The sequence below is a fragment of the Paenibacillus sp. FSL H7-0442 genome (assembly GCF_038593105.1).
In the GTDB taxonomy this organism is placed as follows: domain Bacteria; phylum Bacillota; class Bacilli; order Paenibacillales; family Paenibacillaceae; genus Paenibacillus; species Paenibacillus polymyxa_D.
In genome coordinates this window covers 850,042-874,531 of the sequence record NZ_CP151963.1, presented here as the reverse complement: position 1 = coordinate 874,531, position 24,490 = coordinate 850,042, and the positions used below count along the sequence as shown (strand labels likewise).

Sequence of the window (24,490 nt, the reverse complement as noted above, 5' to 3'; positions counted from 1 at the left end):
TAATTCCACTCCTACTCTATTAGATCGTATTATTGATTTCGATAAATTTATGTTCAATCGCTGTCATTTCGTGATTTGGCCGGGTTATTAAATATGTATCCATGTAGCCAAAGGTTGGGGGAGCGGGCAAATAGGATGTTACTTTGAATTGCCGCGCCAGCCTTTTGGACATAAGGGTGATTCCCATTCCCATCAAGGAAAATTGTACCATCGTTTCAAACACACCAACCTCCACAACCTCGCCATGGGTCAATTGCATGTCCTGATACATCTTCTCTAAATACGTGAGGTACAGGCAGCCATCCGACAATATGATAATAGACGCTCCTTGGAGTACCTGTTTAAGATCCGAGCCTTCATGTATGCCTTTCCCCACCAGTACCAGTTCTTCACGGCATAATTTTTGATAATGAATATACGGGTTAGCGGGATACCCTGTAACAAAAGCAATATCGAGTTCGCCGTCGAGAATCAATCGTTCCATTCCCGTGGTGGTTCCGGTTTTTAATGTAACCGAGGCCTGCGGGTACAGCTCGTATACCTTCGTAAGCGCCCTTGTTGTTTCCCCCGCAACAATGGACTGCATCGTACCGATGCGCAGCTTTTCCTCCTGCGGTCTCATTTTCATCTCCGTGTCTTGCCACAGCAACAACATTTGCTTGAACTGAGCATATAAGATTTCTCCTGCAGGTGTCAGCTCCATACCCCGGGGCTTTCGGTAAAATAACGCTGTGCCGTAATGGGCCTCCAGCTTCTTTATTTTAGCCGTCATATTCGATTGCAGATGATTCAGCTTTTGGGCAGCTTCTGTCAGGCTTCTCAGCTCTGCCACCGAAACAAATGCCTGCATATTTTCAATATCCATCCCTTCACCTCCCATCAAATAAAATGATACCTATATCATAAACAAGCATTATTATTTATGAGTTAGGTGTATTATATTGACCTTGGACGCTACTTTCCACCCTCATTTAAAAATTAGGAGGTATGGCAACATGGTAATAAAGAAGATTCGTGCAGGTATCGTAGGAGGTTCGATGAATAATAAATGGGCTAGTCAAACGCATATTCCGGCGTTGCTCAAGCACTCAAACCTGGATATCACTGCCGTCGGTACCTCCCGTATGGAGAGTGCACGACAAAGTGCAGAAGAAGTAGGTGCGGCACTGGCTTTTGATGATGCCAAAAAGCTCGCAGCTTCCGAGGATGTAGACATGGTCGTGGTGAGCGTAAAAGTTCCCCATCATTATGAGGCGGTGATGGCGGCAATTCATGAGAGAAAGCATATTTTTTGTGAATGGCCCTTGGGGGCAAACACTGCGGAAGCTGCTGAAATGGTCAAGGCGGCGGCACTGGCAGGCATTCATCATACCGTCGGCTTGCAGGCACGGCAAGATCTTGAAGTGCAAACGATGAAAAAGTTGGTGGAGAGCGGAGAGATTGGTGAAATTCTATCCTGCCATATGCAAGTAGCTACTTCCGGCAAAGGTGGACAAGTAAATCAGGACACTGCTTATTTGCTGAACAGAGCCAATGGCGCTAATCTACTAACGATTAACGGCGGGCATTCTCTGGATGCGCTGCAATACATCGTTGGCGAATTCCGCGAGCTATCGGCCATCACATCATCTCGCTATAATGAAGCCACTATTCAGGAAACGGGTGAAGTCATTTCCAAGGATACAGCCGATCAGATTCTGATTCACGGACTATTGGACAAGGGGGCGCCGATATCCGTTCACATTCAGGGCGGAGTGAATTCTAAGTTTGAGATAGAGATTCAGGGGAAAAAGGGCATTTTGCGTTTGACACAGAATCCTACGCTTGGGCATGTTCAATTTGGGAATCTGACACTCGAAAAACTTGCGTACGATCCAAGCAGTACGCAGAGTCATGGTCCTAATGGGGCGTTTGAACAAATAAGTGTAACTGCTGAGCCTGATGGCGGACTGGATTTTCCAAAACAAGGGGTAACCCTGAATGTAGCCAAGGCTCATCATGTATTTGCCGAGGATATTTTGACGGGCACCCGTCTCGCTCCTGATTTCAACCATGCCTTAAAGCTGCATCAGCTACTGGATCGCATCGAGGAATCGGCTGCAACCGGGAAAAAGATTGTATGGTAAGGTAGAATTATAAAAAAGAACATTCAGTACCACGATGATGTGGAATTGAATGTTCTTTATATTGTAATCAGTTAAAACCCTACTCCACTCGATGGTGGTAATGCAGTGGACTTCCCTCCAGAAAAATTACCTTTTTTTAATGAAGTCATGTGTTCTCAACTTTTATCCTGTCACCTTCAACCAAAATAACTTCCGCGTTGCTGATTGGATATAAATTTAATTGGCTGCCATATTCCTCAATGATGTTCTCCACCGCTTTTTTAAACAGGATGTTCGTATGGTGGGGGACTGGATAGAATTCAATGGTCCCGAGCGCAACAAAGGAATCCAAAGCAGGCGCCTCCTGCACATTGTCCATAAGTTGGGCATATTCGATATTCGGTGATAAAATCATCGAACCTGCCGATTCGCCTATGTATAACTTCCCTGCATTAACTTCATCAGCAATGATTTTGTCAGCCCCGGTTCTTCTTAACTCTTGAAGTAAATAAAATGTGTTGCCTCCGGTAATATAAATATAGTCATTTTCTCTAATTTTACTCTCTATTTCATTCAATGGTGCTGTGCTGATTTCGATTTCATCCACGACTAATCCTAAATTCTCTAATGCTTTTTTCCCTGAATTCACATAAAACTTAACTTTCTCTGGAATACTCGCGGTTGGGATGAAGGTGACTTTTTTTCCTTCTAAGTTTTCACCAGCGAAATGGACTAAGCATGGTGCAACATCCTTAAATGAGGACGACAGAAATAATTTTTTCATCTCTTTATTCTCCTTAGAACAACGTTTAATGAAACGAGATATGTAACAATTTAACCTAGGTACATTATAAAATATATTAGTATCAAAACATGACACCATTAGAGCATGACATGAAAAAGAGGTGAACGTTTAATTTCATACTTGATTTAAGCTATTTATAGCTTGAATCTAATAAAACCATATAAAAAAAGAGATACATTACCATTGAATAATATCTCCTTTTTTTAGCTTCATATTCCGTTTTGCAACCACAAATGACTTCATATCCCGTCCTTGCTTGCCCCCGTAAAAAAGACTCCAACCGCATAGCGATACTTCGCCGATACGGAGGAGTCCTGATGTTGTATTGGTAAATCTTAAAGGATTCATGGTTACGGCGCGGAAGTCTCCACGCTTATTCCCACTCAATCGTAGCTGGTGGTTTGGAAGTAATATCGTACACGATACGATTCACGTTATCCACTTCGTTTACGATACGAACGGAGATTTTCTCCAGCACATCCCAAGGGATACGCGCCCAGTCAGCAGTCATACCGTCGATGGAGGTTACTGCACGAATACCTACGGTGTAAGAATACGTACGAGCATCGCCCATAACGCCAACACTCTTCATATTCGGCAAAGCGGTGAAGTATTGCCAGATTTCCCGGTCCAGACCGGCTTTAGCAATCTCCTCACGCAAAATGTAATCCGACTCACGAACAATGGTTAGCTTGTCCTCTGTCACTTCGCCCAGTACACGAATGGCAAGACCCGGACCTGGGAATGGTTGACGCCATACAATCTCAGCTGGCAGTCCACATTCTTCGCCGACTTTACGCACTTCGTCCTTGAACAGGGCATTCAACGGCTCGATCAGCTTGAACTTCATGTTCTCCGGCAAACCACCCACATTATGATGGGATTTAATGGTCTGTGCCGTTGCAGTTCCGCTCTCTACAATATCCGTATACAGCGTACCTTGTGCCAGGAAAGTAAAATCGTCAAATTGAGAAGATTCTTCCTCGAACACATAGATAAACTCGTTACCAATGATTTTACGTTTTTGTTCCGGATCATCGACTCCTGCCAGCTTGGACAAGAAGCGCTCACGTGCGTCAATTTTGACAACTTTCATATCAAATTTACCAACGAACGTCTCCATTACACTTTCGGCTTCACCCTTGCGCAGCAATCCATGGTCTATGAACATACACGTCAGTTGGTCACCGATCGCTTTGTGAATAAGCATCGCTACAACGGAAGAATCCACGCCACCACTTAAAGCACACAATACTTTTTTGTCGCCTACCTGTTGACGAATCTCGCGAATCTGATCTTCAATGAACGACTCCATCGTCCAGTTGCCTTCACAACCGCACACTTCATATAGGAAGTTGCTGATCATCTCGTTACCTTGAACGGAATGACGTACCTCTGGATGGAATTGCACCGCATACAGATTCCGCTCCAGGTTACTCATCGCGGCAATCGGCGCACTCTCTGTTCCTGCATCCAGTGTAAAGCCGGTTGGCAGATCTGTTACGTGATCCCCATGGCTCATCCATACGGTTTGACGAGAATCCAGTCCTTTAGCCAAGCGGGCATCCTGATTGAATTGCACGTCTGCTTTGCCATACTCACGCTTGCCCGCACGTTCTACCTTACCATCCAGTTGGTGAGCCATCAGCTGCATGCCATAACAAATACCAAAGATAGGAATGCCCAGGTCATAAATTGCCCGATCCACCTGAGGAGCATTGTCTGTATATACGCTGGAAGGTCCGCCTGAGAAAACAATCCCTTTTGGCGCCAGCTCTCTCAGCTTCTCCGCAGGCGTATTGTATGGAAGGAGCTCGCTATATACGCCGAGATCCCGAATTCTTCTTGCGATTAACTGGTTGTATTGTCCTCCAAAATCAAGAACTACAACGATTTCATTAGGCTTATTCATTACCGTGCCTCCCTCAATTGTTCGTTTCATTATACGCAACGATAAAACAAGACGTCAAGAAATCAACCGGAGTTGAGTGGGCATGAAAAGATTGTTAAAATGAATTGATTCTAAAATACTCAATCTGTTCGTAGGAGTGTAAACGATGGATGTGCTGAAGTGGATCGCGCAATTGTTCGAAGAATACGGCTACGGCGTCCTTTTTTTCGGCTTGCTGCTTGAGTTTATTGCTTTACCATTTCCCGGGGAAACCACCATGGCTTATGCGGGATATCTCTCCTATGCCGGTACCCTGGATTTCGGTAAACTGATGCTGCTAGCTTTTTTGGGCACGACCATCGGTATGACTATTACCTACTTTATCGGAAAGTGGGCTGGACTCCCCTTTATTCAGAAATATGGTAAATGGGTTTTGTTATCGCCGGACAAGCTTCAGAAAACACAAAAATGGTTTCAACGATATGGATACTGGCTTATTTTCCTTGGATATTTCATCCCCGGTGTCAGGCATTTTACCGGTTATTTTGCCGGAATTATTGTTCTTTCTTTCCGTAAATTTGTCTTATATGCTTACAGCGGCGCTTTATTCTGGGTCATCCTCTTTCTAAGCATCGGCAAGCTGTTTGGTCCCCAATGGGATGCCATTTTCCATTTGGTAGAGCTGTATGCACTGCGAATTGCGGGAGTCGTTGGGTTCATAATCCTGCTGTATATTATTTACCGGTGGAGAAGCTTCCTATTTACCTCGCTACGCAAATCCGAAAAGTCGGTGAAAACCAGCAACAAGGATGACACGAAGTAATCACACTCATGCTGCCTTGCGGCTACGAGTCCTTGCATAATACATCAAAATCACGATAGATATCACAATAAACCCCGCACCTCCAGCCAAACCCAACGTACGCGGCTCCATCATTTCAATCGCCACCCCTGCACCAAGCATAGAACTCCGATGATTCCTTGACTCTACGCCGTCAGCATGCCCAACAATGGACCCTGTAAATACAATGGGGTCTCCCGTATTAATAATGTATCCAGACAAATGGCCCCTACCCCGCAAGCCAACTACCGCTTAATCCATAAGTAAAATCCCCAGCAACAAAAGACATACCAGTCCTCCCTTCACCGGAGCAAATCGCGAATGTCAGACTGCATTCGTTTCTATAATCGCAAGGCATAAATTCATATATTCAGAGCATACTAAGCCAACAAACTCCAATATCGGAGGATTTTACGTATGCCAAATCAGAATAAAAGTTGTCCACTTACTCATGTGTCCTCTAACTTGAAGGATAATGTGAATCATATCGAAAGCTCCTTTGGAAACAGCGGAGATGTAATCATTAAAGAGCTATTATGGATGCAAAAATGGCCAGCAGCTCTATTTTATATTGATGGTCTGGTCAATACTCAATTGCTCCATGATTCCGTTCTCCGTTCATTGATGCGAGTAAATGAACATCATGTACCGGAGGGCGCAGAACCATTCGACTATTTGAAGAATCAAGTTTTGATTGCAGGTAACTCAGGTAGTGTGGACGAAATGGATGCCTTATTCAACCAGATGCTATCTGGCGGTATTATCATTTTGCTGGACGGATACGCCAAGGGCATATGGATTGATGCGGTCGGTTGGGAGGATCGCAGTGTTAGCGAACCCCAATCCCAAAGTGTCGTACGGGGTCCAATGGAGGCTTTTACCGAAAATTTACGTACCAATACCGCTCTAATTCGTAGGCGAATCCGCGATCCGCGCCTGTGGATGGAAACAAGACAGATCGGTCAAGTCACTCATACCAATGTGTCCGTGATGTATATCAAAGGAATTGCTGACGAAGGGGTTATTCAGGAACTGAGAGAACGTTTGGACCGAATTGATATTGACGGAATTTTGGAAGGGGGTTACATCGAAGAGGAAATTCAGGATGAATCCTTCACTCCGTTTCCCACCATTTATAACAGCGAGCGTCCGGATTCGGTCGCTGCCAGCCTGTTGGAGGGGCGGATTGCTATCTTGGTGGACGGGACACCCTTTGTTCTGTTGATTCCTGCGCTATTCGTGCAATTTTTCCAGTCGGCAGAGGATTATTACCAACGTGCTGATATCAGCACGTTGCTGCGTTTGCTGCGTTTCTTTTCCTTTTTTATCGCTTTGCTTGCACCGGCAGTTTATATCGCGGTAACTACCTTTCATCAAGAGATGATTCCTACAAACTTATTGGTCAGTCTCGCTGCACAAAGGGAAGGCGTACCGTTTCCAGCCTTTGTCGAGGCGATGCTCATGGAAATTACTTATGAAATTTTGCGTGAAGCAGGAGTCCGAATTCCGAGGACAGTCGGACAGGCTGTATCTATTGTAGGCACATTGGTCATTGGGCAAGCAGCCGTGGATGCGGGGGTTGTCTCGGCGGCTATGGTCATTATCGTGTCAATCACCGCCATCTCCAGCTATGTTATTCCAGAAAACGGCCTGTCGATAGCGGTTCGTATTATACGCTTCGCCTTAATGATGCTAGCCGCAGCCTTTGGGCTTCTTGGAATATTGATGGGGTTAATCGTAGTTTTGCTGCACTTGACCAGTCTGAGATCGTTTGGAGTATCTTACATGAGTCCGTTTGGCCCCTATGTGGAAAGCGATATGAAAGATACGCTGTTTCGCTTGCCTTGGCCTCATATGACGAAGCGTCCTCAATCCATCTCTATCCAAAATACGATCCGCCAAAAAACGAAAAAAAGACGGATCGGTAATAAATCAAAAACCAGAAGGGATCAACCATGAAGCAGACCATACATTTGTTCTTCGTCTGGGGCCTGATTGCATTACTGTTAGGTGGTTGCTGGGATCGCCAAGAATTAAATGAGCTGGGCATAGCTATTGGGATCGGTGTGGATATGGAAGGAGACCAGTATCAGGTAACCGCTCAGGTGGTCATTCCTTCTGCTGTAGCTTCCAAATCTTCACCAAGTGCAGGCCCTCCAGTCGTTACTTATCAGGCCACTGCACCCACGATTCAAGAGGCCATTGAAAAAATGACGAATACAAGTCCGCGCGCCATTTACTTATCTCATATTCGTATGCTGATTTTAGGTGAGGAGTATGCGAGAAAGGGAATTGCTGATGCGATTGAAGCCATGATGCGAGAGCCTTTCACAAGAAGTGACTTTTATATTGCGATAGCCAAGAATAACAAGGCTTCTACGATGTTAAAGATCCCCACTCCAATGGAAAAGTTGCCGGCAAATAAATTATTTGCTTCGTTAGATACCTTAACCAAAACCTGGGCTCCTGCTACCAAAGTAACCATGGATCAACTTCTTAGCGATCTGGTTAATCCCGACATCCAGTCCACTCTGCCCGCATTGGAAGCTGTGGGAGATATAGAGTCGACCAATGAAAAAGGTATGGATGCCACCAAAAGTATATCGCCTGAAACCATATTGCGGTTTTCGGGTAATGGTGTATTCAAAAAAGACCGATTGCTGGGATGGATCAATGAACTTGACAGTAAAGGGCTCAGTTACATCAGGGATAAAGTGGAGTCTACAACGGGGCACACCGATTGTCAGGGTGGGGGTAACATTGCCCTATTAACCTTGAGTAGCGACACTCAAAAAAAAGTAATCATTCGTGATGGAGAACCTGTTATCTCTATATCAGTTACCAACAACAGCACAGTACGAGAAGTCAACTGCCAGCATATGAAGCTAGACAGTATGGACGATATTAAAGAAATTGAAGCCGCAAGCAATGAAAAAATTGTTGAAATTATGAAACATTCCGTAGAGACCGTTCGGCATGAGTTTAAGTCAGACATTTTCGGCTTTGGTCAACTGATTCACCAGTCCAAACCCGAGCTTTGGAAAAGACTAAAAGAAGAAAAAGAAAATCCATTTATGGACTTACAGATTGAATATAAGGCACAGACAAAGATTAAAAAAATTGGTTCCTTGTTTGAATCATTCCAAAAACAAATGAAGGAGTGAGCTGGGTGGAGGAGAAAGGGCGTATCAGCATCAGAAATATAGCCGTACTCGTATTTTTGAGTATTATCGGAGACTGCGTATTGGTGTATCCCTCCCTCATTACAAGCATATCCAAGCAGGATGCCTGGATCAGCTCATTCCTAAGTATCCCAGCAGGATTGGCTGTATTACTGCTACTCCTGCGGGTACATCAGCTATATCCTGATCTCACCTTTATTCAACTCTGCCAGAGAATTTTGGGACCGTGGCTAGGCTCCCTCATCTCGATATGGTATTTGTTCCATTTATTAATGAATTCCGCGATTTATTTAAGAGAGGTCGGGGATTTTATGAACAGCCAGACTTATGTTATGACGCCTCTGCCTGTTATCAATTTACTCTTAATTCTTGCGCTTATGTGGGGGATGTATATGGGATTAGAGCCTATTGCTCGTACGGCTCAAATCTTATTACCATTATGCTTGGCTTTCACTTTGTTTTTAATCCTGTGCTTGCTTCCCCAATGTGAAAGTCAGCAGCTTAAGCCTATGCTGGAGCAAGGTATTCCCAAGATTATGGAAGGCAGCCTATTTGCACTGTCCTACCCATTCGGAGAATTAGCTTTTTTACTCATGATTTTTCCCTATGTGAACAAAAAACCGGGTCTAAAAAAATCGGTTTTGCTAGCCGGACTTACTGCCAGCGTTCTGTTAAGCGTACTACTCTTGGTTTCTCTCATGGTTCTGGGCCCTTTTGTAACCGAACATAGTGTGTATACCTCTTATACGCTATCTAAAAAAATCAACATAGGAAATTTCTTACAGAGAGTTGAATCCATGATGAGCATAGCCTGGATTATCACTACCTTTGTTAAAACCATTTTACACTTCTATGCCTTTACCTTAGGAATGACTCAGCTACTGCGATTAGACAATGTACGGACCTTTCTTGGCCCTAGCTTTATGATCCTGTTTGGTCTGATTATCGTGTCGGCACCCAACATTACTTATTATCTGGATACGATCGTCCACGCTTGGATTTATTGGGATTTGACGGATTCCGTTGTCCTGCCTTTACTGCTGCTTGTCGTATACAAGTTGAGATCGAAAGGCAATCATAGCCTGGGATCTGGTTGAGCCTCACCCTCAAAGGAAGGAGCATCGACATGCTGATTACCACTATCATTATCTGTATCGGCTTAGCCATCGCTGCCAAAGATTTGCCAGGCTTGTACCGAAAGCATCGCTTTAAGGATATGTTCGTGTACATCGTTATGCTCGGATTAGGCACATGGCTTAGTATTCTTGCTGCCAAATTAGAGGTTACGCCAAGTCCGCTGATTCTGATAGAGATCATCTATAACCCTGTTAACGCTTTTATTTCACATGTATTTGGCTTTTAGAAGGGAGGCAGCCACAAATGTCAAAAAAAGAACGTATCAGTGTTCGGCAAGTGACTGTCCTTATGTTTATGTGTTTAATCGGGGATATGCTCTTAATTTATCCGACTATGATTACGCATATTGCTCATCAGGATGCCTGGATCAGCTCTATACTGTCCATACCGTTAGGTTTAATTATTATTTACGTGCTCCTTCGTGTCCATGAACTCTACCCGGGCCTTACACTTATTGAAGCGATCCGTAAAATTTTCGGGCCTGTATTCGGAACCATTGTCTCCTGCTGGTATTTGTTTTATTTTTTAATGAACACCGCTCTTATTGCTAGAGAGGTAGGCGATTACCTGACTACCCAGTTATTTGTACAAACCCCTCTGCATGTCATGCTCGTTATGGGAATTTCCCTAATGGTGCTTACTGCGCTAATGGGAATTGAAGTTTTCGGTCGTGTTAGCGAGATGCTATTACCAGCATATATATTAATCTTCTCCGGTCTGATCCTTGCACTCCTGCCACAAATTCAGCTTTCTAATGTACGGCCTGTTTTGGAAAACGGGTTAGCTCCTGTTGCTAAAGGAATGGTTCCAGGCGTGGCTATGCCTTTTGCCGAAATGTCTATTATGCTCATGGTTTTTCCTTATGTAAACAAAAAAGCCCATTTTAAAAAGGACATGTTGCTCGCCTCTCTTATAGGCGGATTCCTGATTAGCGTGTTTCTGCTTCTCTCTCTCCTTGTCGTTGGTCCCTTTGTGACCAATTATAGTCCATACATTTCTTCTGCTCTCACAACAAAGATTAACGAGCTCAATTATATTACACGAGTCGAATCGTTAGTAACTTTAACCTGGGCACTTGCTGCCTATTTCAAAGGTGTCCTTTTCTTTTACGCGTTTACTTTCGGAACAACCCAGCTATTCCGAATTTCTAATATCCGCCCCTTTGTCATCCCCGCAGGAGCGCTTGTGTTTGGTATGACCATTTTGATAACCCCAAATGTGTTTTATTATGTAAGAACTCTTGTTTATCCCATGTCTACCTGGCATTATACAAACGGCTTGATCATTCCGCTTGTTTTATGGGGTGTTTATTTCTGCAAGCAAAAGTGGAAGCATCGACAGGACGTATCCAAAAATTAACAAAAACCTTTTGAAACCGATGCTTAAAGAAGCATAATCCGATTCCAAAAGGTTTTTTTGTTCTTCACTTACGCCATATCCTGAATGTATGCCAGCGCAGCATCAATGTGCCCTTTTACTCTTAAACCACGCCATTCGTGAACTAAGATACCATTTTCATCAATAAGGAACGTAGACCGAACAATGCCCATGTACTGCTTGCCGTACATCTGTTTTTGCTGCCATACACCATACGTCTCAGCGACCTGATGCTCTTCATCAGATAACAACTGAAAAGGGAGTCCGTACTTGGCAATAAACTTGTCATGCTGCTTGAGTGGATCAGGGCTTATCCCCAGAATCACCGTGTTCAAACCTTCAAACTCCGTATGTTTATCCCGAAAATCACAAGCCTGTGTCGAGCAGCTAGAGGTCAAGTCCTTGGGATAGAAATATATCAACACCCTACTGCCTCGATAATCTGACAGCTTAACATGCTTTCCCTCACTGCCAGGCAATTCAAAATCCGGTGCCGCTTGTCCAATAACGGTAAATGCCGCGGACATCTCATCATCTCCTATCTTGTGGGGGTTCTTATATAACCTGACCTATGAGCCTGCCCCTCTGTAGCGGCGAATTCCCCAGTTCCATGCCAGTAAGCCCAAGGTCAGAAAGACAATTCCCATCACAGGAGTTAAGAGCGCCATATGGCGCATGTCCTCTCGGTGAAGGAACAGGGAGGCTGGATATACGCCAACAAAAGCAAACGGTAGTATCCAAGTCAGCACAACCTGAATGGCTCGGTTATAGATCGTTACTGGATAACGTCCGTAGCCCTGAATATTGTACATGAGCGGAATAATTCCTGTCGGCGCATCCGAAAAAAACGAAAGGGAAGTCAATATGGTGTATATCCCCGTATAGATCGCCACGGCACTTAGGCTCAAAATGATCAGCGCCGGTATGAACCACCACTCCATAGCCAAGTCCATCTGTGCCCCGCTGATCCCCATAATAATCAGACCGATCACTGAGCCGACCAGTGCGGGCGGGTCCACATTTTCAAGGAAAATCTGGAACAGATTATACGCAGGACGGGTCATTACCCGGTCGAGTTCACCTTTTACAATATAACGCTCGCTAAAGTTCCAAAGGTTGACGAAACAGCTGAATAGTCCGTAAGGAACCATAAAAAATCCATAAACGAACACGACTTCATTTTCACTCCAGCCACCCAAACTGTCTGTGTGCATAAAAATAACCAGGATAAAAATAAGATTCGTGGCCTGAAACAACAGATCTGAAATAACTTCTACCCAAAAGTCGGCCCGATAGGTGAGCCGTGACTTCATGTAATTTTTTAAATATTCGCTAATGAGACCCAAATAGTACATCATCGGCTTACCCTCCCTGCACGAACAGACGTCTGCGCGCCAGTCGCCAAATGATGATCATCGGCACGAGCAGAACGACCAGCCAAATGATTTGGATACCCAGTACATTCCAAATGCCAACGCCTTTTACACGTCCCGTAAATACAGAGCCCGGCAAATAGGTAATTGCCTGAAACGGCATCCATTGGGCGATTGTCGCCAGCCAGCCTGGGAACAAACTAATTGGCAAAATCAATCCAGAAAACAGATCTACAACTACGCGCTTCATACGCATCATGCCCTCATTATTTTCGATAAAAAAGGCCGTTAATCCCGTAATAATATTGATCTGAGTGTTGATCATAAAGCTGAAAAACAGCATGACCAGAAAACCAACCCAGGCTACCGGATCCGTGGGAAGTTTCACCGGAAATAGCAGCAACGCAATCGCCATACCTGGAATCATAAACAACAGAAAACGGAACATTCCCTCGCCGAGTCCTTGCATAAATTTAACAAGTACATAGTTATAAGGTCGGATCATCTGAATTGCAATGCTTCCATCACGAATATCCGTCGATATCTCACGATCCAGATTGTTAAAATAAAAGGCTCTCGCCATCCACGATACGGCTACATACGTCGTCATCTGAGCAGCGGTAAAGCCTCCAATGCTACCCGCATCGCCATATATCGCTTTGTATGTGAAATAATACACGCCAATATTCATGCAATAAATAAGGATTCCTGAATAATAGTTCACACGATAAGCCAGCATCGTGAGAAATCGAATACGAATAAAATCGGTGTATACGCTAAGCATGAACTTTGGCCTCCACTACCGGATTGCCCTGGCGTTCCGCCGAGCCAGACTGATAGATACTGCGGACGATATCATCCGTGTTGGTTTCAATGATTTTGATATCCGTAATGTCCGTGCGACCGACTACGCAAGCGAGCACATCCGATACATTAATATGAAGAGGAATCCATACCTTGGCAGCCAAATCATTATCCACCGTCCAAGCCAATGGCATATCAGCAGTCCATGCCTGTAATTGCTCCAATTGGGTCGATGTGCCGAACTGGAACCGTACTTCTCGACCTGTACCCCAACGCGCCTTCAGATCCTCAAGACCACCATCATAAATGATATTCCCATCATCCAGCATAATGACGCGCGAGCACAGCGCTTCAATATCCTGCAAATCATGGGTCGTCAGCAAAATAGTCGTACCGTGATCCCGGTTCATGTCCTTCAGAAACTCGCGGATTTCGGACTTCACCATAATGTCAAGCCCAATGGTCGGCTCGTCCAGAAAAACAATAGACGGATTGTGCAGCAAGGCTGCTACCAACTCACAGCGCATCCGTTGCCCGAGACTAAGCTTGCGTACCGGGCGGCTTAGCAGATCCTGCAATTGCAGTCTCTCCACCAGCTCATCCAGCCTGCGTTTGAAGTCAGTAGCCGGAACCTGATATACTTTCCGCAGTAGTTGAAAAGACTCGATCACACCGATGTCCCACCAAAGCTGGCTGCGCTGACCGAAAACAACACCAATGTTGCCTACAAATTTCTCACGTTCCTCATAGGGGACATAACCGCCCACCTTGAGATGTCCCGATGTCGGCACGAGAATGCCTGTCAGCATCTTAATCGTGGTGGACTTTCCGGCGCCATTCTCACCGATATAACCGCATATTTCTCCTTGCGGAATACGGAAAGATATATCTTTGACCGCGGCTACCTCGTTGTATTCGCGGGCAAATAAATCAAGGAAGGCGCCTTTTAAGCCCTCGCGATTTTTTTGAACCTTAAATGTTTTGCGCAGATCCTGCACATCTATTGCCAGCATGTTATACCTCTCAATCAGGATTTGTAAAATCCATAGTTAAATTGATTGTGCTCCAAAAAGAAATTATAATGTAATGAACTGAAAAGCGAAAGGGAGAGCATCCATGACAAGCAGAACCAAAAGGACGATATGGTCGGTTCTAGCCGTGGTAATCGTCGCGATTGTCGGCTTTGCCGTGTACTATTTTACATCTATTTATAATCAGCTGGATAATCTGCATAAAGAGGGTGCTAACTCCCCCTTCAAAAATGTAAAGCAGGTCGATCAGGTTCGTACGCCAGAACCGCCCAAGTGGGAAGGTACCGATATGGTCAATATTTTGCTAATGGGTGTCGATGGGCGCGGTATCCAGAAAGGGGAAGTCCCCCGATCAGACAGCATGATGGTCGTGTCACTGGACCCCGTCAAGAAAAAAATCCACCTGTTCTCTATTTTGCGTGATACGTACGTGGATATTCCCGGTTACGGAAAAAATCGAATTAATACCGCCATTACTCACGGACCCAACACAGCCATGAAGACGGCTGGCGATCTGTTAGGCATTCCGGTGCAATATTATGTGTACACGGATTTCCAGGGTTTTATCAAACTGGTGGATGCCGTAGGCGGGATTGATTTTGAAGTGGAAAAGGATATGCATTATACAAGTAATGCAGATAAACATCAGTACGACATTGATTTGAAAAAGGGTATGCAGCATCTGGATGGCAACACGGCGCTTCAATATGTGCGGTTCCGCCACGATGCGATGTCCGACTTCTCCCGATCAGGACGGCAACGCGCATTTTTGGAGGCCGTAGCCCAGAAAATGCAGACCACGACTTCCATCGCCAACCTGCCGAACATTTTAGAGCAGGTTAACCCGTTCATTGACACGAATCTCAGTGTTAACGATATGTGGAAGCTGGCGAATGTGGGGTACCAAAGCAACTTCGCAGGCAGCGAACAGGTTCCACCGATGAAGATGCTCGGAGAAGAGAATGTGGGCGGCGCGGCAGTTCTTACTGTCCGCGATCCGGAAGAACTGAAAACGTATGTGCAGGATATTTTTAATAATCCACCCACACAAACACAGGAACAAAATAAGGATCAGACCGAAACAAAACAGCCAGACAGTGCATCGTCTACCAAGACGGATAAAGCTTCTTTTACAGGGGGCAGTAAAGCCAGTGATGAGAATGCTTCCAAACAATCAACAACAAAGACAGGTCAAAAAGAGCTATAATGATGTATGCAGGGGCAGCCGTGAACGCTGCCCTTTGGCGTGTGTATACCCTATTTTAATGAACGGAAAGGAAGTTTTTGATGATGAAACGGGAAAACTCCGAAGCACTATATAAAGAAGCCCTGGAGCATATTGTCGGGGGCGTTAACAGCCCTTCACGTTCCTTTAAAGCTGTGGGCGGCGGTGCTCCAGTATTCATGAAACGCGCTCAAGGCGCTCATTTCTGGGACGAGGATGATAATCGGTATATCGATTATTTGGCGGCCTACGGCCCTATTATTACCGGACATGCTCACCCCCATATTACCAAGGCGATCAGCGAAGCGGCCGCGAACGGCGTATTATACGGAACCTCAACGGTATTGGAAATCAAACTGGCCAAGATGCTGAAGGAAGCCATTCCTTCTATGGACAAGGTCCGGTTTGTGAATTCCGGCACAGAAGCAGTCATGACGACGATTCGTGTGGCACGGGCTTATACTGGGCGGAACAAGATCATCAAATTTGCCGGCTGCTACCATGGTCACTCGGATCTGGTACTTGTAGCTGCTGGCTCCGGACCCTCCACGCTGGGCATACCTGACAGTGCAGGCATTACAACCAACATTGCGAGCGAGGTCATTACTGTGCCATTCAATGACCTCGACGCGTTGCGCCAAGCTTTGGAGCGCTGGAGCGACGATGTGGCGGCAGTCATGGTCGAGCCCATTGTCGGTAATTTCGGCATGGTCATGCCGCAGCCCGGTTATTTGGAAGGGTTGTGCTCCATGGCGCGTGCGAACGGCTCACTCGTCATTTATGACGAGGTCATTACCGCATTCCGATTCCACTTCGGCTCTACCCAAACGTATGCAGGTTTGGACAACCATGATGCGATTCAGCCAGATTTGACCGCGCTGGGCAAAATCATGGGTGGTGGTCTGCCAATTGGTGCCTACGGTGGCAGCAAACAGATCATGGAGCAGGTTGCCCCACTCGGCCCGGCTTATCAGGCGGGTACGATGGCAGGCAACCCGGCGTCCATCTCGTCAGGCATCGCCTGCCTTGAAGTCCTTCAAGGAGAAGGCGTGTATGAAGAGATGGAACGTCTGGCTGTGAGGCTGACGGACGGTATTCAGTCCTCTGCCGAACGCTATGGCGTGCCATTGACGATCAACCGTATTCGTGGAGCGTTCTCGACGCATTTCTGTGATCATCCGATCACGAACTACGCGCAGGCGCAGGATACGGATAGCGAAGCGTTTGCATCCTTCTTCCGTCACATGCTGGATCGCGGTATTCATCTGGCACCATCCAAGTACGAAGCCTGGTTCCTCACAACAGCGCATACGGACGAAGATGTAGATGCTACGCTGGAAGCGGCGGACGATTCGTTCCGTGCGATGTCACAAGGGAAGTAAACCCAGCAGTAAGTGATAGAATATGAATTTTAATAAGAGCTGGAAGTAGTCTTAGGGAAGGGTATTCGACCTCTGGGACTTCGTTCCGGCTTTTTTTATTTTATAACTGTACCCGTACAGTTGTAGATTTTATGGATTGTATCATGTTATGCCCTCCGGGTATATTGAGAGAACAACAGGTTAAGGTCATGATTACGGAGGTTTATTATGCACAGTCGTTCCAGAAATGGAGCCGCCTATCTGGCAGCTCTCAGCTATGCAGCTATACTTGGATTTTCATTTTTATTTGTAAAATTGACGGTCACAGAGGCGAGCCCGCTGGATGTGATCGCCCACCGCTTTGCGCTGTCTTTTATCGCTTTGACCGTTCCAGTGCTGCTTGGTTGGATTAAGCTCAACATCAAATTGCGTGACATTCTGCGCATTTTACCACTGGCGCTGCTCTCGCCATTAGTGTATTTTCCACTGCAAGCCTTCGGGCTGATGAGCACTTCTTCATCGGAAGGTGGAATTATTCAAGCAACCGTTCCCATCTTTACGTTGCTGTTAGCTTCTTATTTTATTAAAGAGCGTACAACAGTAGTCCAAAAGATTTCCTTACTGCTCTCTGTCTTTGGTGTGGTTTTTATATTTGTAATGAAAAGCGGAGCACCGCTAGCGTCCAATAGCTATGGCGGTATTCTTCTGCTCGTGCTCTCTGCGATATGCCTATCCGGTTATAATGTACTGGCACGGCCCTTAACACAAAAGTACAGCCCCATGGAATTGACCTACGTTACCTCTATTTTGGGATGTATCGTTTTTAACGTGGTGGCACTGGGATATCATGCCATAGACGGCTCCATGAGCGCCTATACCGCTCCACTGGTGAAGCCTGGTTATTGGATGGCACTGATTTATCTGGGCATTCTGTCTACCCTCGTCACCTCACTGTTATCGAGCTTTGCCTTGAAGTGGATCGAAGCCTCCAAAATGAGTGTGATCGGTAATTTATCCACCCTCATTTCCATGATTGCCGGTGCTTACATTTTGAAGGAGCAGCTCGCCTACTATCACATTGTTGGGGCTGTGATGATCATTATCGGCGTGCTGGGTACCAATTTTGGAGGGCGAAAAAACTTCACGCCGATCAAAACAACTTCGGCAAAATCACAAAAAACGGGCTAAAAATAAACACTCATTGCCTGCAAAAAAAGAAATCTCCCAGCTGCACAATTCCAGCCGGGAGATTTCTTTTTTCACTTCTTAGTCTTCGTCGGATTAAATAGGGTACGCCATGACACTCATTAACGCCAATTCCGGCTGTGTCGTGTCCAATCTGCTATATTGTACGATGATGGGCACATCGCTAGTGACCGTAATTGCGTAAGGAATGCCTGTGGGAATCCGTTCGCCGGATTTCTCCAACGAGGCTGTTCGGATATGACGGGTTCGTCTTCCTTCCACCACCTCGATCAATCCCTCCAATGGCTCGCGGTCTTCAAAATAGATGTCTATACTCAGATTTGCCACACGGCTCCCACAATTCAGCACGCATATACTCTCATGACTGAGCAGCTCTCCCCGACTTTCCGGTGGAATATACCCATCTGGGATGACCCAGAACAGGCTGCCTCGCGGCTGATTAGTAGCCTTTTCCTGAGAAAGTTCAGCTTCTCCCATACTATTAGCCTCCTTTACCCATAATACTTTTTGGCGATTTGCCCCTTCTTCTAGCCGTACGGATTTTCCTTGGTACGCAACACTTGCGCCAGAAAAGCAAGCGCCAATCCCTGACCCCAGCCCTGAATGCGTTTGTAGGGGACGTTTCGATAGCCGTCAATATCGTTCATCACAGCAGTTCCAGCGGATACCCCCGTTACTGTGCCGTCCTCCTTAATGCAGGAAAGAATACCATCGATCGCCTTTTGTGTGTATTTGTTAAACAACCGCCCTTGCATAAGCAAGGCAGTCGCGATTCCTGCCGAGCCCGAGGTTTCCAGATAAGAGGTATCATCGTTCAGCACCGTATGCCACAGCCCTTCGGGGGATTGCAGCCGCACCAGTGCATTGAGCTGGTCACGCAGCGAGCCATCGATGATCATATAAGATGGATGCTGCACCTCCACAAATTTCAGCGCTTTTGCCATCGTGAGAGCTGCCCATGAATTGCCACGCGCCCAATATATTCCTGACATCCGGCTTTGATTTGCATGATCCCAGCCGTGATAATACAGATTCGTATCCGGGTCCTGCAAAAATTCTTCGTGCCCGTGATATTGACGAACCCCATCCTCCCAATACTCCTTGTTGCCCAACAGATGACCGATGCGCAGCAAATAATAACCGGCCATAAACATCGTATCCACCCATGCTTGCTGCGGAAATACATCGTGAAGTGAGTTTACCGTATGCTGGAAAATGCCGTCGGCAAACCGCTCCGCTTTTTTGGCCAAAAATTCTGCCATCTCGATGGCAATATCAAGGTATTTTTGCTCACCTGTAGCCTGATGAAGCGTCAACAAACAGTGCCCGACAGAAACGCCGTTCACCGAGAGAGATGGAAGCCCATCCTCGATATTTTCGTCAACCCATTCTTTCAGCTGGATCAAATACTTTTCGTTCCCTGTCGCTTCATACGCTTCGCATACTCCGTAAAAGGCTACTCCACCCGGCCAATCCCAGCTGTAGTGCATTTGAAATGTGCGTTCTACTACCCGGTCGATCACCTGCTTAACCTGTTCTTCATCAAATATCAATGCAGGCATTTCCACGTCTCCCCCTTTGGTAAGTTTCACGTGAGTTACCTCCTTGACGCCCGTATATGATTAGGTCGTCCTTCAACGTAAATACATGCGTAGCGGTTGCAGATCCAGCTCCCTCACAGCATCCACCACCATGTCTGCAATACGAACCGCGCCATTCTCATGAAAATGTGTGTTATCCTCTAAGCCGCCGGAAAAGTTCATGTATTCACCAGGCAGCAGCCACATAAAAAGCTCTTTACTCTCTTCTGGGCCCAGCTGCTCATATAGCTCCTGCGTGCGGGCAGACAAATCAATCAACGGTACATTCGCTTCTTCCGCCAGCTCACGAACCGCTGTTACATAGTCACCATGTGTGTCAGATAGCGTACCATCCTCATTAAAATAGCGACGATGTACGGGCGTGACCAGTACCGGGGTTGCCCCATGGCTTCTTGCGCCGTCGATGTAGAGGCGAAGACGCTCCTTGTAGGTTGTAAAAGGCTCTGTAGCCCGCTCCGGGTCAGGCTTCTGATCATTATGGCCGAACTGGATGAACAGGAAGTCTCCTGCCTTTATTTCGCCCAAAATGGCACCCAGCCGTCCTTCGTCCACAAAGCTTTTGGAGCTTCTTCCCGATACGGCATGATTATCCACGCAGACATCATGCTTGAACAGGGCGGGCAAAGCCTGGCCCCAGCCAGTATACGGATAACCGGATGCGTCCTGATCCGTAACCGTGGAATCTCCGGCTAGGAATAGCCGGAGGGTCTGTGGCGCTGGCGCAATCTCCAGCGCATTGAGCCGTGGCGCGGTGCCTGATACGGTGAGGCGCAGCTTGCCACCCCGGACTGGCACCGCAAACAGGGCTTCGGTGAACTGGCCCGGCAGCGTCTGTACCGGGGGAAGCATGTGCTTGCCTTCACCAGCCTTGAGTCGCGTGAGCGTTTCCGCCTGCGAATCGCCGACCAGTATAGTGACGAGATACATCCCGTCTGGCACATCTGCAACAAATGCAGCGTTCAGTGGAATACAAAAGCTGCTTCGTAGCTGCGTGCGTGCATCCTTAGCTGCACACTGCCTTTTTCGACCGTACACATGCTCCGTAGTCTCGAAGCCATAGCCCTGTTCAGTTGTATATACGCAATCCGGAGACACTCCCTTGTAGCCATCCGCAGGTTCCCCCGGACCAAAATCAAACTTCCACAATTTACTCACCTCTCAGCCATCGCCCTCAAATCCCAACCATTCAATTGTATAAACCCGGATACCTTCCATTTCCACTCGTAAGCCTCATATCCTCACGCTATGGATTTTGGATCTTATCCCTTCAAACCACTTGTACTCATTCCTTCTACAATTTGCTTCTGGAATGCGAAGAATACAGCGATAACTGGAAGCAGGCTTAGGATAGACATCGCGAACATTCCTCCCCAGTTGGAAGCCGACTCGCTGTCGAGGAACATCTTGAGTGCAATAGATACGGTATATTTCTCCGGCGAATTCAGATACAGTACCGGACCTAGCAAATCCTCCCACTTCCAGTAGAAAGAGAAGATTGCCGCTGTAGCCAACGACGACTTGAGTAAGGGTAAAATAATTCTAAAATACAGCCGGAACTTGCCGCATCCATCAATCGTCGCCGCTTCATCCAACTCTCCTGGAATCGTTCGTATAAACTGCACCATCAGAAAGATGAAGAACGGCATCCCGAAAAAGGAGGGTACCACCAACGGTAAGATCGTATTGATCCAACCGAGCTTGGTGAAAATAATATATTGCGGTACCAGTACCACATCCCCTGGTAGCATAAGCGTCACCATCATCAAAGCAAACCACAAGTTACGTCCTTTGAATTTCAAGCGCGCAAAGCCAAATGCGATCAATGAGGAGGAAAGCACGGCTCCAATCGTTGAAATCACCACGATCGTGAGCGAGTTCAGAATGTACGTGCCAAAGTTGTAGCCAGTCGTTCCTTTCCAGCCTGTTACATAGTTTTGCCAGATCCATTCTGTAGGGAAAAGCGAGGATGCCGTGACGAATATCGTCCGACTTTCTTTAAACGAGCTGAACAGCATCCAAAACACGGGATACAGCATCAGGAGCGCCAGTGCAGCAACCAGTATGTGATAAATTGGCCATTTGACCGTTTTCCATGCCATCGGTATCAGCGCCCCTTTTCCGTTTCATAAAATACCCAGTATCTGGAGGTTATAAATAAAATCGCTGTCAGTATCCCAATCATAATGAGCATGACCCAAGCCATGGCTGCCGCATATCCCATATTGCTGAACATAAACGCCTGCCGGAACAGATACAGTGAATGCAGCATCGTTCCATCCATCGGGCCTCCTTCGCCCTTAGAAATAACATAAGCCGGGACGAAGGTCATAAAGGCACTGATCGTCTGCATAATCAGATTAAATAGAATAATGGGGCTAAGCAACGGCAGCGTAATACTGAAAAATTTTCGTACTGGCTTAGCGCCATCTACACTGGACGCCTCGTACAATTCAACAGGAATGTTCTTCAAACCTGCCAGAAAAATCAGCATGGAGGAGCCAAATTGCCATACGGACAAGGTGATTAGCATCGTAAGCGAAGCATCCGGATCACCAAACCACTTCACCGGAGTCGCCCCTAAGGTCGAAAGCAGGCTGTTCACTATGCCGTTATTACTGAAAATGTTCCGCCACATAATGGATACCGCAACGCTACCTCCGATAATCGACGGCAGATAGTACATTGTCCGATAGGTGCCGACCATACGCGACTTGGTATTCAAAATCATAGCCACAAACAGCGCGAAAATCAGTCGCAACGGTACACCGACCAATACATACGTAAACGTGACCCTGATCGAATTCCAGTATTTCGGGTCGCCTGTGAACATTTTTTCGAAGTTACCCAGACCAATCCATTTGGGCGGGGTGAACAGGTTGTAGGTGGTAAAGGACAGATACAGCGAAATAAACATTGGAATTAACGTAAACGCCAGAAAGCCCACAATAAACGGGCTGATAAACGCATATCCGGTCATATTGGCTTTCAAGCTCTGATGATTTCGCAAGCTCATCAAGCCTCCCTTCTGTTGCATTTTAAAGAATTAGCAAAACTTTATAATATTAATAATTCGTTGTTATGTGAATAATATTGTGATGTCTGCAAAGGGTGCTTATGCAGTTGGTTCGTCGAATCAACCGTGCGCAATCATGCTTTGGACTACGCACGGTTAACTTAACGAAACGTTCCTTCGATCATATCGATCTTATGCTAAAACAGTGTCAGATATCCTAAAGGTCACATTGCGCTCATTATTGCTTGTTATTCGCAAGGATAGTATTCGCATCAGCCCGGAATTTGGCCGCTGCGTCTTCTGGTGTCATCTGTCCAAAATTGACCTGCTCAATATAATCGGTCAGAGTCGCAATCACTTCCGGCGATCCGACTGGCGGCGGCGGGCTCATTGGAGAAGCCTTCGGCTCCATGGAAGCTACAAATTCAAACACCTGCTTCGTAGGCTCGCTTAACTCTGGCGCAACAGCTTCCTTGATTTTGGAGGAAATCGGTACGCCACGTTCGCCTTTAATCAATTTATTCGCTTCCACATCATTCATCCAGAAATCAATAAACTTTGCGGCCTCATCCTTCACCTGTGAACGGGAAGCAACCGTCCAGTACATCGTAGGCTGCATGTATACGCCTTTTTCCATATTCGGCCCAAACATTGGTGCCAGTGCCATGGGGCGGTTAACAACCTGCTGTAAACCTACATACTGATTGGACCACTGCCAAATACCGATGCCTGTTCCTTTTACGATATCGGATTCCTCAAGAATCCCCTTGGTCTGGTTCATAATTTCAGGAGGCGGGGTCGCTCCCTTCTTAATCAGATCAGCCAATCCGCTGAAGAAGTCAACAAACAGCTTATCATCGTCATACCCCAATCCTGTCCCTTCCGCATTGTAGAGAGTCTTTCCTTGCGTACGCAAATAATAGTGGAAGAAAATATCGGCAGCCATTGAGCTGTCAAAGTATACTTTATTGGAAGCTGCCTTTAAAGCCATTTCTTTGTATTGATCCCATGTCCAGTTGTCAGGAATTTTGTCTATGCCCGCTTTTTTGAGCAGCGCCGGATCATACTGGAAACCCAGAACATTGACACCTGTTGGAATACCATATTGCTTTCCTGCTATTACGCCGGTACTGAGTACATTTTCGTTCACGTCAGCGACCTGAATTTTTTGATTTAAGTAAGGCGCGAGATCCTCCAGTTGACCATTTTTTGCATATTGGCTAATGTACGAAATGTCCATTTGCACGATATCCGGTAACTGATTAGCCGCAGCCTGTGGGGCGAGCTTTTTCCAATAGTCATCAAAAGAGGCATATTCCACATCGATCGTTACATTAGGATTTTTCTGCTTATACAAATCAACGACCTTCTGCGTGTATTCATGACGCGTATCCGATCCCCACCAAGCGATACGTAACTTTACTTTCCCGTCTGCACTTGTGCCCGAATTGCCGCCGCCGTCCGCTCCGCTACATGCTGTCGTCAAAACGAGCAGCATAGCTATAATCAGAAACCATCCCTTTTTGCCCACCTATCTC

General features: G+C 46.3%; 24 protein-coding genes. 10 read left to right on the top strand and 14 right to left on the bottom strand.

What is annotated here, in order from left to right; genetic code table 11:
* Positions 1-19: 19 nt before the first annotated feature.
* Positions 20-865, bottom strand: a complete 846-nt coding sequence (locus MHH57_RS03880) for a LysR family transcriptional regulator (RefSeq protein ID WP_069011293.1) — start codon at positions 863-865, stop codon at positions 20-22.
* A gap of 130 nt (positions 866-995) precedes the next feature.
* Between MHH57_RS03880 and MHH57_RS03875 the strand changes: the two genes are divergently transcribed.
* Positions 996-2,126, top strand: coding sequence for a Gfo/Idh/MocA family oxidoreductase (locus tag MHH57_RS03875; RefSeq protein ID WP_039270697.1), 1,131 nt, complete (start codon positions 996-998; stop codon positions 2,124-2,126).
* A 145-nt stretch (positions 2,127-2,271) separates the two neighbouring features.
* Here the strand turns inward: MHH57_RS03875 and MHH57_RS03870 are convergent, their stop codons facing one another.
* Both MHH57_RS03870 and guaA read right to left on the bottom strand, forming a co-directional pair.
* Entirely contained in the window at positions 2,272-2,889 is a 618-nt protein-coding gene (locus MHH57_RS03870; protein WP_322251831.1) for a Type 1 glutamine amidotransferase-like domain-containing protein, read from the bottom strand.
* Positions 2,890-3,283: 394 nt separating this feature from the next.
* On the bottom strand, positions 3,284-4,822 hold the full coding sequence (gene guaA / locus MHH57_RS03865) for a glutamine-hydrolyzing GMP synthase (protein WP_013308777.1): 1,539 nt from the start codon (positions 4,820-4,822) through the stop codon (positions 3,284-3,286).
* Positions 4,823-4,967: 145 nt separating this feature from the next.
* Between guaA and MHH57_RS03860 the strand changes: the two genes are divergently transcribed.
* The gene (locus tag MHH57_RS03860; RefSeq protein WP_342434842.1) at positions 4,968-5,624 is read left to right on the top strand and encodes a DedA family protein; all 657 of its coding nucleotides are present in this window, start codon (positions 4,968-4,970) and stop codon (positions 5,622-5,624) included.
* 6 nt (positions 5,625-5,630) lie between these two features.
* Here the strand turns inward: MHH57_RS03860 and MHH57_RS03855 are convergent, their stop codons facing one another.
* Complete coding sequence (locus MHH57_RS03855; protein WP_029515750.1) at positions 5,631-5,864, bottom strand: hypothetical protein; 234 nt, start codon at positions 5,862-5,864, stop codon at positions 5,631-5,633.
* Between the two features lie 195 nt (positions 5,865-6,059).
* Between MHH57_RS03855 and MHH57_RS03850 the strand changes: the two genes are divergently transcribed.
* Genes MHH57_RS03850 through MHH57_RS03830 form a run of 5 tightly spaced genes read left to right on the top strand, consistent with a single transcriptional unit; the run spans position 6,060 to position 11,320 of the window.
* Positions 6,060-7,601, top strand: a complete 1,542-nt coding sequence (locus MHH57_RS03850) for a spore germination protein (RefSeq protein ID WP_029515751.1) — start codon at positions 6,060-6,062, stop codon at positions 7,599-7,601.
* On the top strand, positions 7,598-8,806 hold the full coding sequence (locus tag MHH57_RS03845; RefSeq protein WP_029515752.1) for a Ger(x)C family spore germination protein: 1,209 nt from the start codon (positions 7,598-7,600) through the stop codon (positions 8,804-8,806). Before MHH57_RS03850 ends, MHH57_RS03845 begins: the two co-directional genes overlap by 4 nt.
* Positions 8,807-8,811: 5 nt before the next feature.
* Positions 8,812-9,921 carry an endospore germination permease gene (locus tag MHH57_RS03840; protein ID WP_029515753.1) on the top strand — a complete coding sequence of 370 codons (1,110 nt, stop codon included), beginning with the start codon at positions 8,812-8,814 and terminating at the stop codon, positions 9,919-9,921.
* Positions 9,922-9,950: 29 nt separating this feature from the next.
* Entirely contained in the window at positions 9,951-10,187 is a 237-nt protein-coding gene (locus tag MHH57_RS03835) for a hypothetical protein (protein WP_029515754.1), read from the top strand.
* 17 nt (positions 10,188-10,204) lie between these two features.
* A complete protein-coding gene (locus tag MHH57_RS03830) occupies positions 10,205-11,320 on the top strand; it encodes an endospore germination permease (RefSeq protein ID WP_342434841.1) in 1,116 nt (371 codons plus the stop codon).
* A gap of 68 nt (positions 11,321-11,388) precedes the next feature.
* Here the strand turns inward: MHH57_RS03830 and bcp are convergent, their stop codons facing one another.
* The 4 genes from bcp to MHH57_RS03810 are packed head-to-tail and all read right to left on the bottom strand — an operon-like array spanning position 11,389 to position 14,528.
* Complete coding sequence (gene bcp / locus MHH57_RS03825) at positions 11,389-11,865, bottom strand: thioredoxin-dependent thiol peroxidase (protein WP_029515756.1); 477 nt, start codon at positions 11,863-11,865, stop codon at positions 11,389-11,391.
* Positions 11,866-11,907: 42 nt separating this feature from the next.
* On the bottom strand, positions 11,908-12,696 hold the full coding sequence (locus tag MHH57_RS03820; protein WP_025718032.1) for an ABC-2 family transporter protein: 789 nt from the start codon (positions 12,694-12,696) through the stop codon (positions 11,908-11,910).
* A gap of 4 nt (positions 12,697-12,700) precedes the next feature.
* Positions 12,701-13,495 (bottom strand): ABC-2 family transporter protein, encoded by a 795-nt coding sequence (locus tag MHH57_RS03815; protein ID WP_025718034.1) that lies wholly within the window; start codon positions 13,493-13,495, stop codon positions 12,701-12,703.
* Positions 13,488-14,528 (bottom strand): ABC transporter ATP-binding protein, encoded by a 1,041-nt coding sequence (locus MHH57_RS03810; protein WP_029515757.1) that lies wholly within the window; start codon positions 14,526-14,528, stop codon positions 13,488-13,490. Before MHH57_RS03810 ends, MHH57_RS03815 begins: the two co-directional genes overlap by 8 nt.
* A gap of 103 nt (positions 14,529-14,631) precedes the next feature.
* Here MHH57_RS03810 and MHH57_RS03805 point away from each other — a divergent pair, with 103 nt between their 5' ends.
* The 3 genes from MHH57_RS03805 to MHH57_RS03795 all read left to right on the top strand — a co-directional run bounded on the left by MHH57_RS03805 (position 14,632) and on the right by MHH57_RS03795 (position 18,320).
* Complete coding sequence (locus MHH57_RS03805; RefSeq protein ID WP_340931315.1) at positions 14,632-15,753, top strand: LCP family protein; 1,122 nt, start codon at positions 14,632-14,634, stop codon at positions 15,751-15,753.
* 83 nt (positions 15,754-15,836) lie between these two features.
* Complete coding sequence (locus tag MHH57_RS03800; RefSeq protein ID WP_274386683.1) at positions 15,837-17,153, top strand: glutamate-1-semialdehyde 2,1-aminomutase; 1,317 nt, start codon at positions 15,837-15,839, stop codon at positions 17,151-17,153.
* Positions 17,154-17,360: 207 nt separating this feature from the next.
* The gene (locus tag MHH57_RS03795; RefSeq protein WP_029515760.1) at positions 17,361-18,320 is read left to right on the top strand and encodes a DMT family transporter; all 960 of its coding nucleotides are present in this window, start codon (positions 17,361-17,363) and stop codon (positions 18,318-18,320) included.
* A 93-nt stretch (positions 18,321-18,413) separates the two neighbouring features.
* Here the strand turns inward: MHH57_RS03795 and MHH57_RS03790 are convergent, their stop codons facing one another.
* From MHH57_RS03790 to MHH57_RS03765, 6 genes are all read right to left on the bottom strand, one after another.
* Positions 18,414-18,815 (bottom strand): sensory rhodopsin transducer, encoded by a 402-nt coding sequence (locus MHH57_RS03790; RefSeq protein ID WP_342434840.1) that lies wholly within the window; start codon positions 18,813-18,815, stop codon positions 18,414-18,416.
* A 50-nt stretch (positions 18,816-18,865) separates the two neighbouring features.
* Positions 18,866-19,900 (bottom strand): glycoside hydrolase family 88 protein, encoded by a 1,035-nt coding sequence (locus tag MHH57_RS03785; RefSeq protein WP_342435160.1) that lies wholly within the window; start codon positions 19,898-19,900, stop codon positions 18,866-18,868.
* Between the two features lie 72 nt (positions 19,901-19,972).
* Positions 19,973-21,085, bottom strand: coding sequence for a rhamnogalacturonan acetylesterase (locus MHH57_RS03780; protein ID WP_342435159.1), 1,113 nt, complete (start codon positions 21,083-21,085; stop codon positions 19,973-19,975).
* Positions 21,086-21,198: 113 nt separating this feature from the next.
* Complete coding sequence (locus MHH57_RS03775; RefSeq protein WP_013308762.1) at positions 21,199-22,038, bottom strand: carbohydrate ABC transporter permease; 840 nt, start codon at positions 22,036-22,038, stop codon at positions 21,199-21,201.
* Positions 22,039-22,043: 5 nt separating this feature from the next.
* Positions 22,044-22,952: a sugar ABC transporter permease gene (locus MHH57_RS03770; RefSeq protein ID WP_023987015.1), complete on the bottom strand. Its 909-nt coding sequence runs from the start codon at positions 22,950-22,952 to the stop codon at positions 22,044-22,046.
* Between the two features lie 238 nt (positions 22,953-23,190).
* A complete protein-coding gene (locus MHH57_RS03765) occupies positions 23,191-24,483 on the bottom strand; it encodes an extracellular solute-binding protein (protein ID WP_029515765.1) in 1,293 nt (430 codons plus the stop codon).
* Between the last annotated feature and the right edge of the window lie 7 nt (positions 24,484-24,490).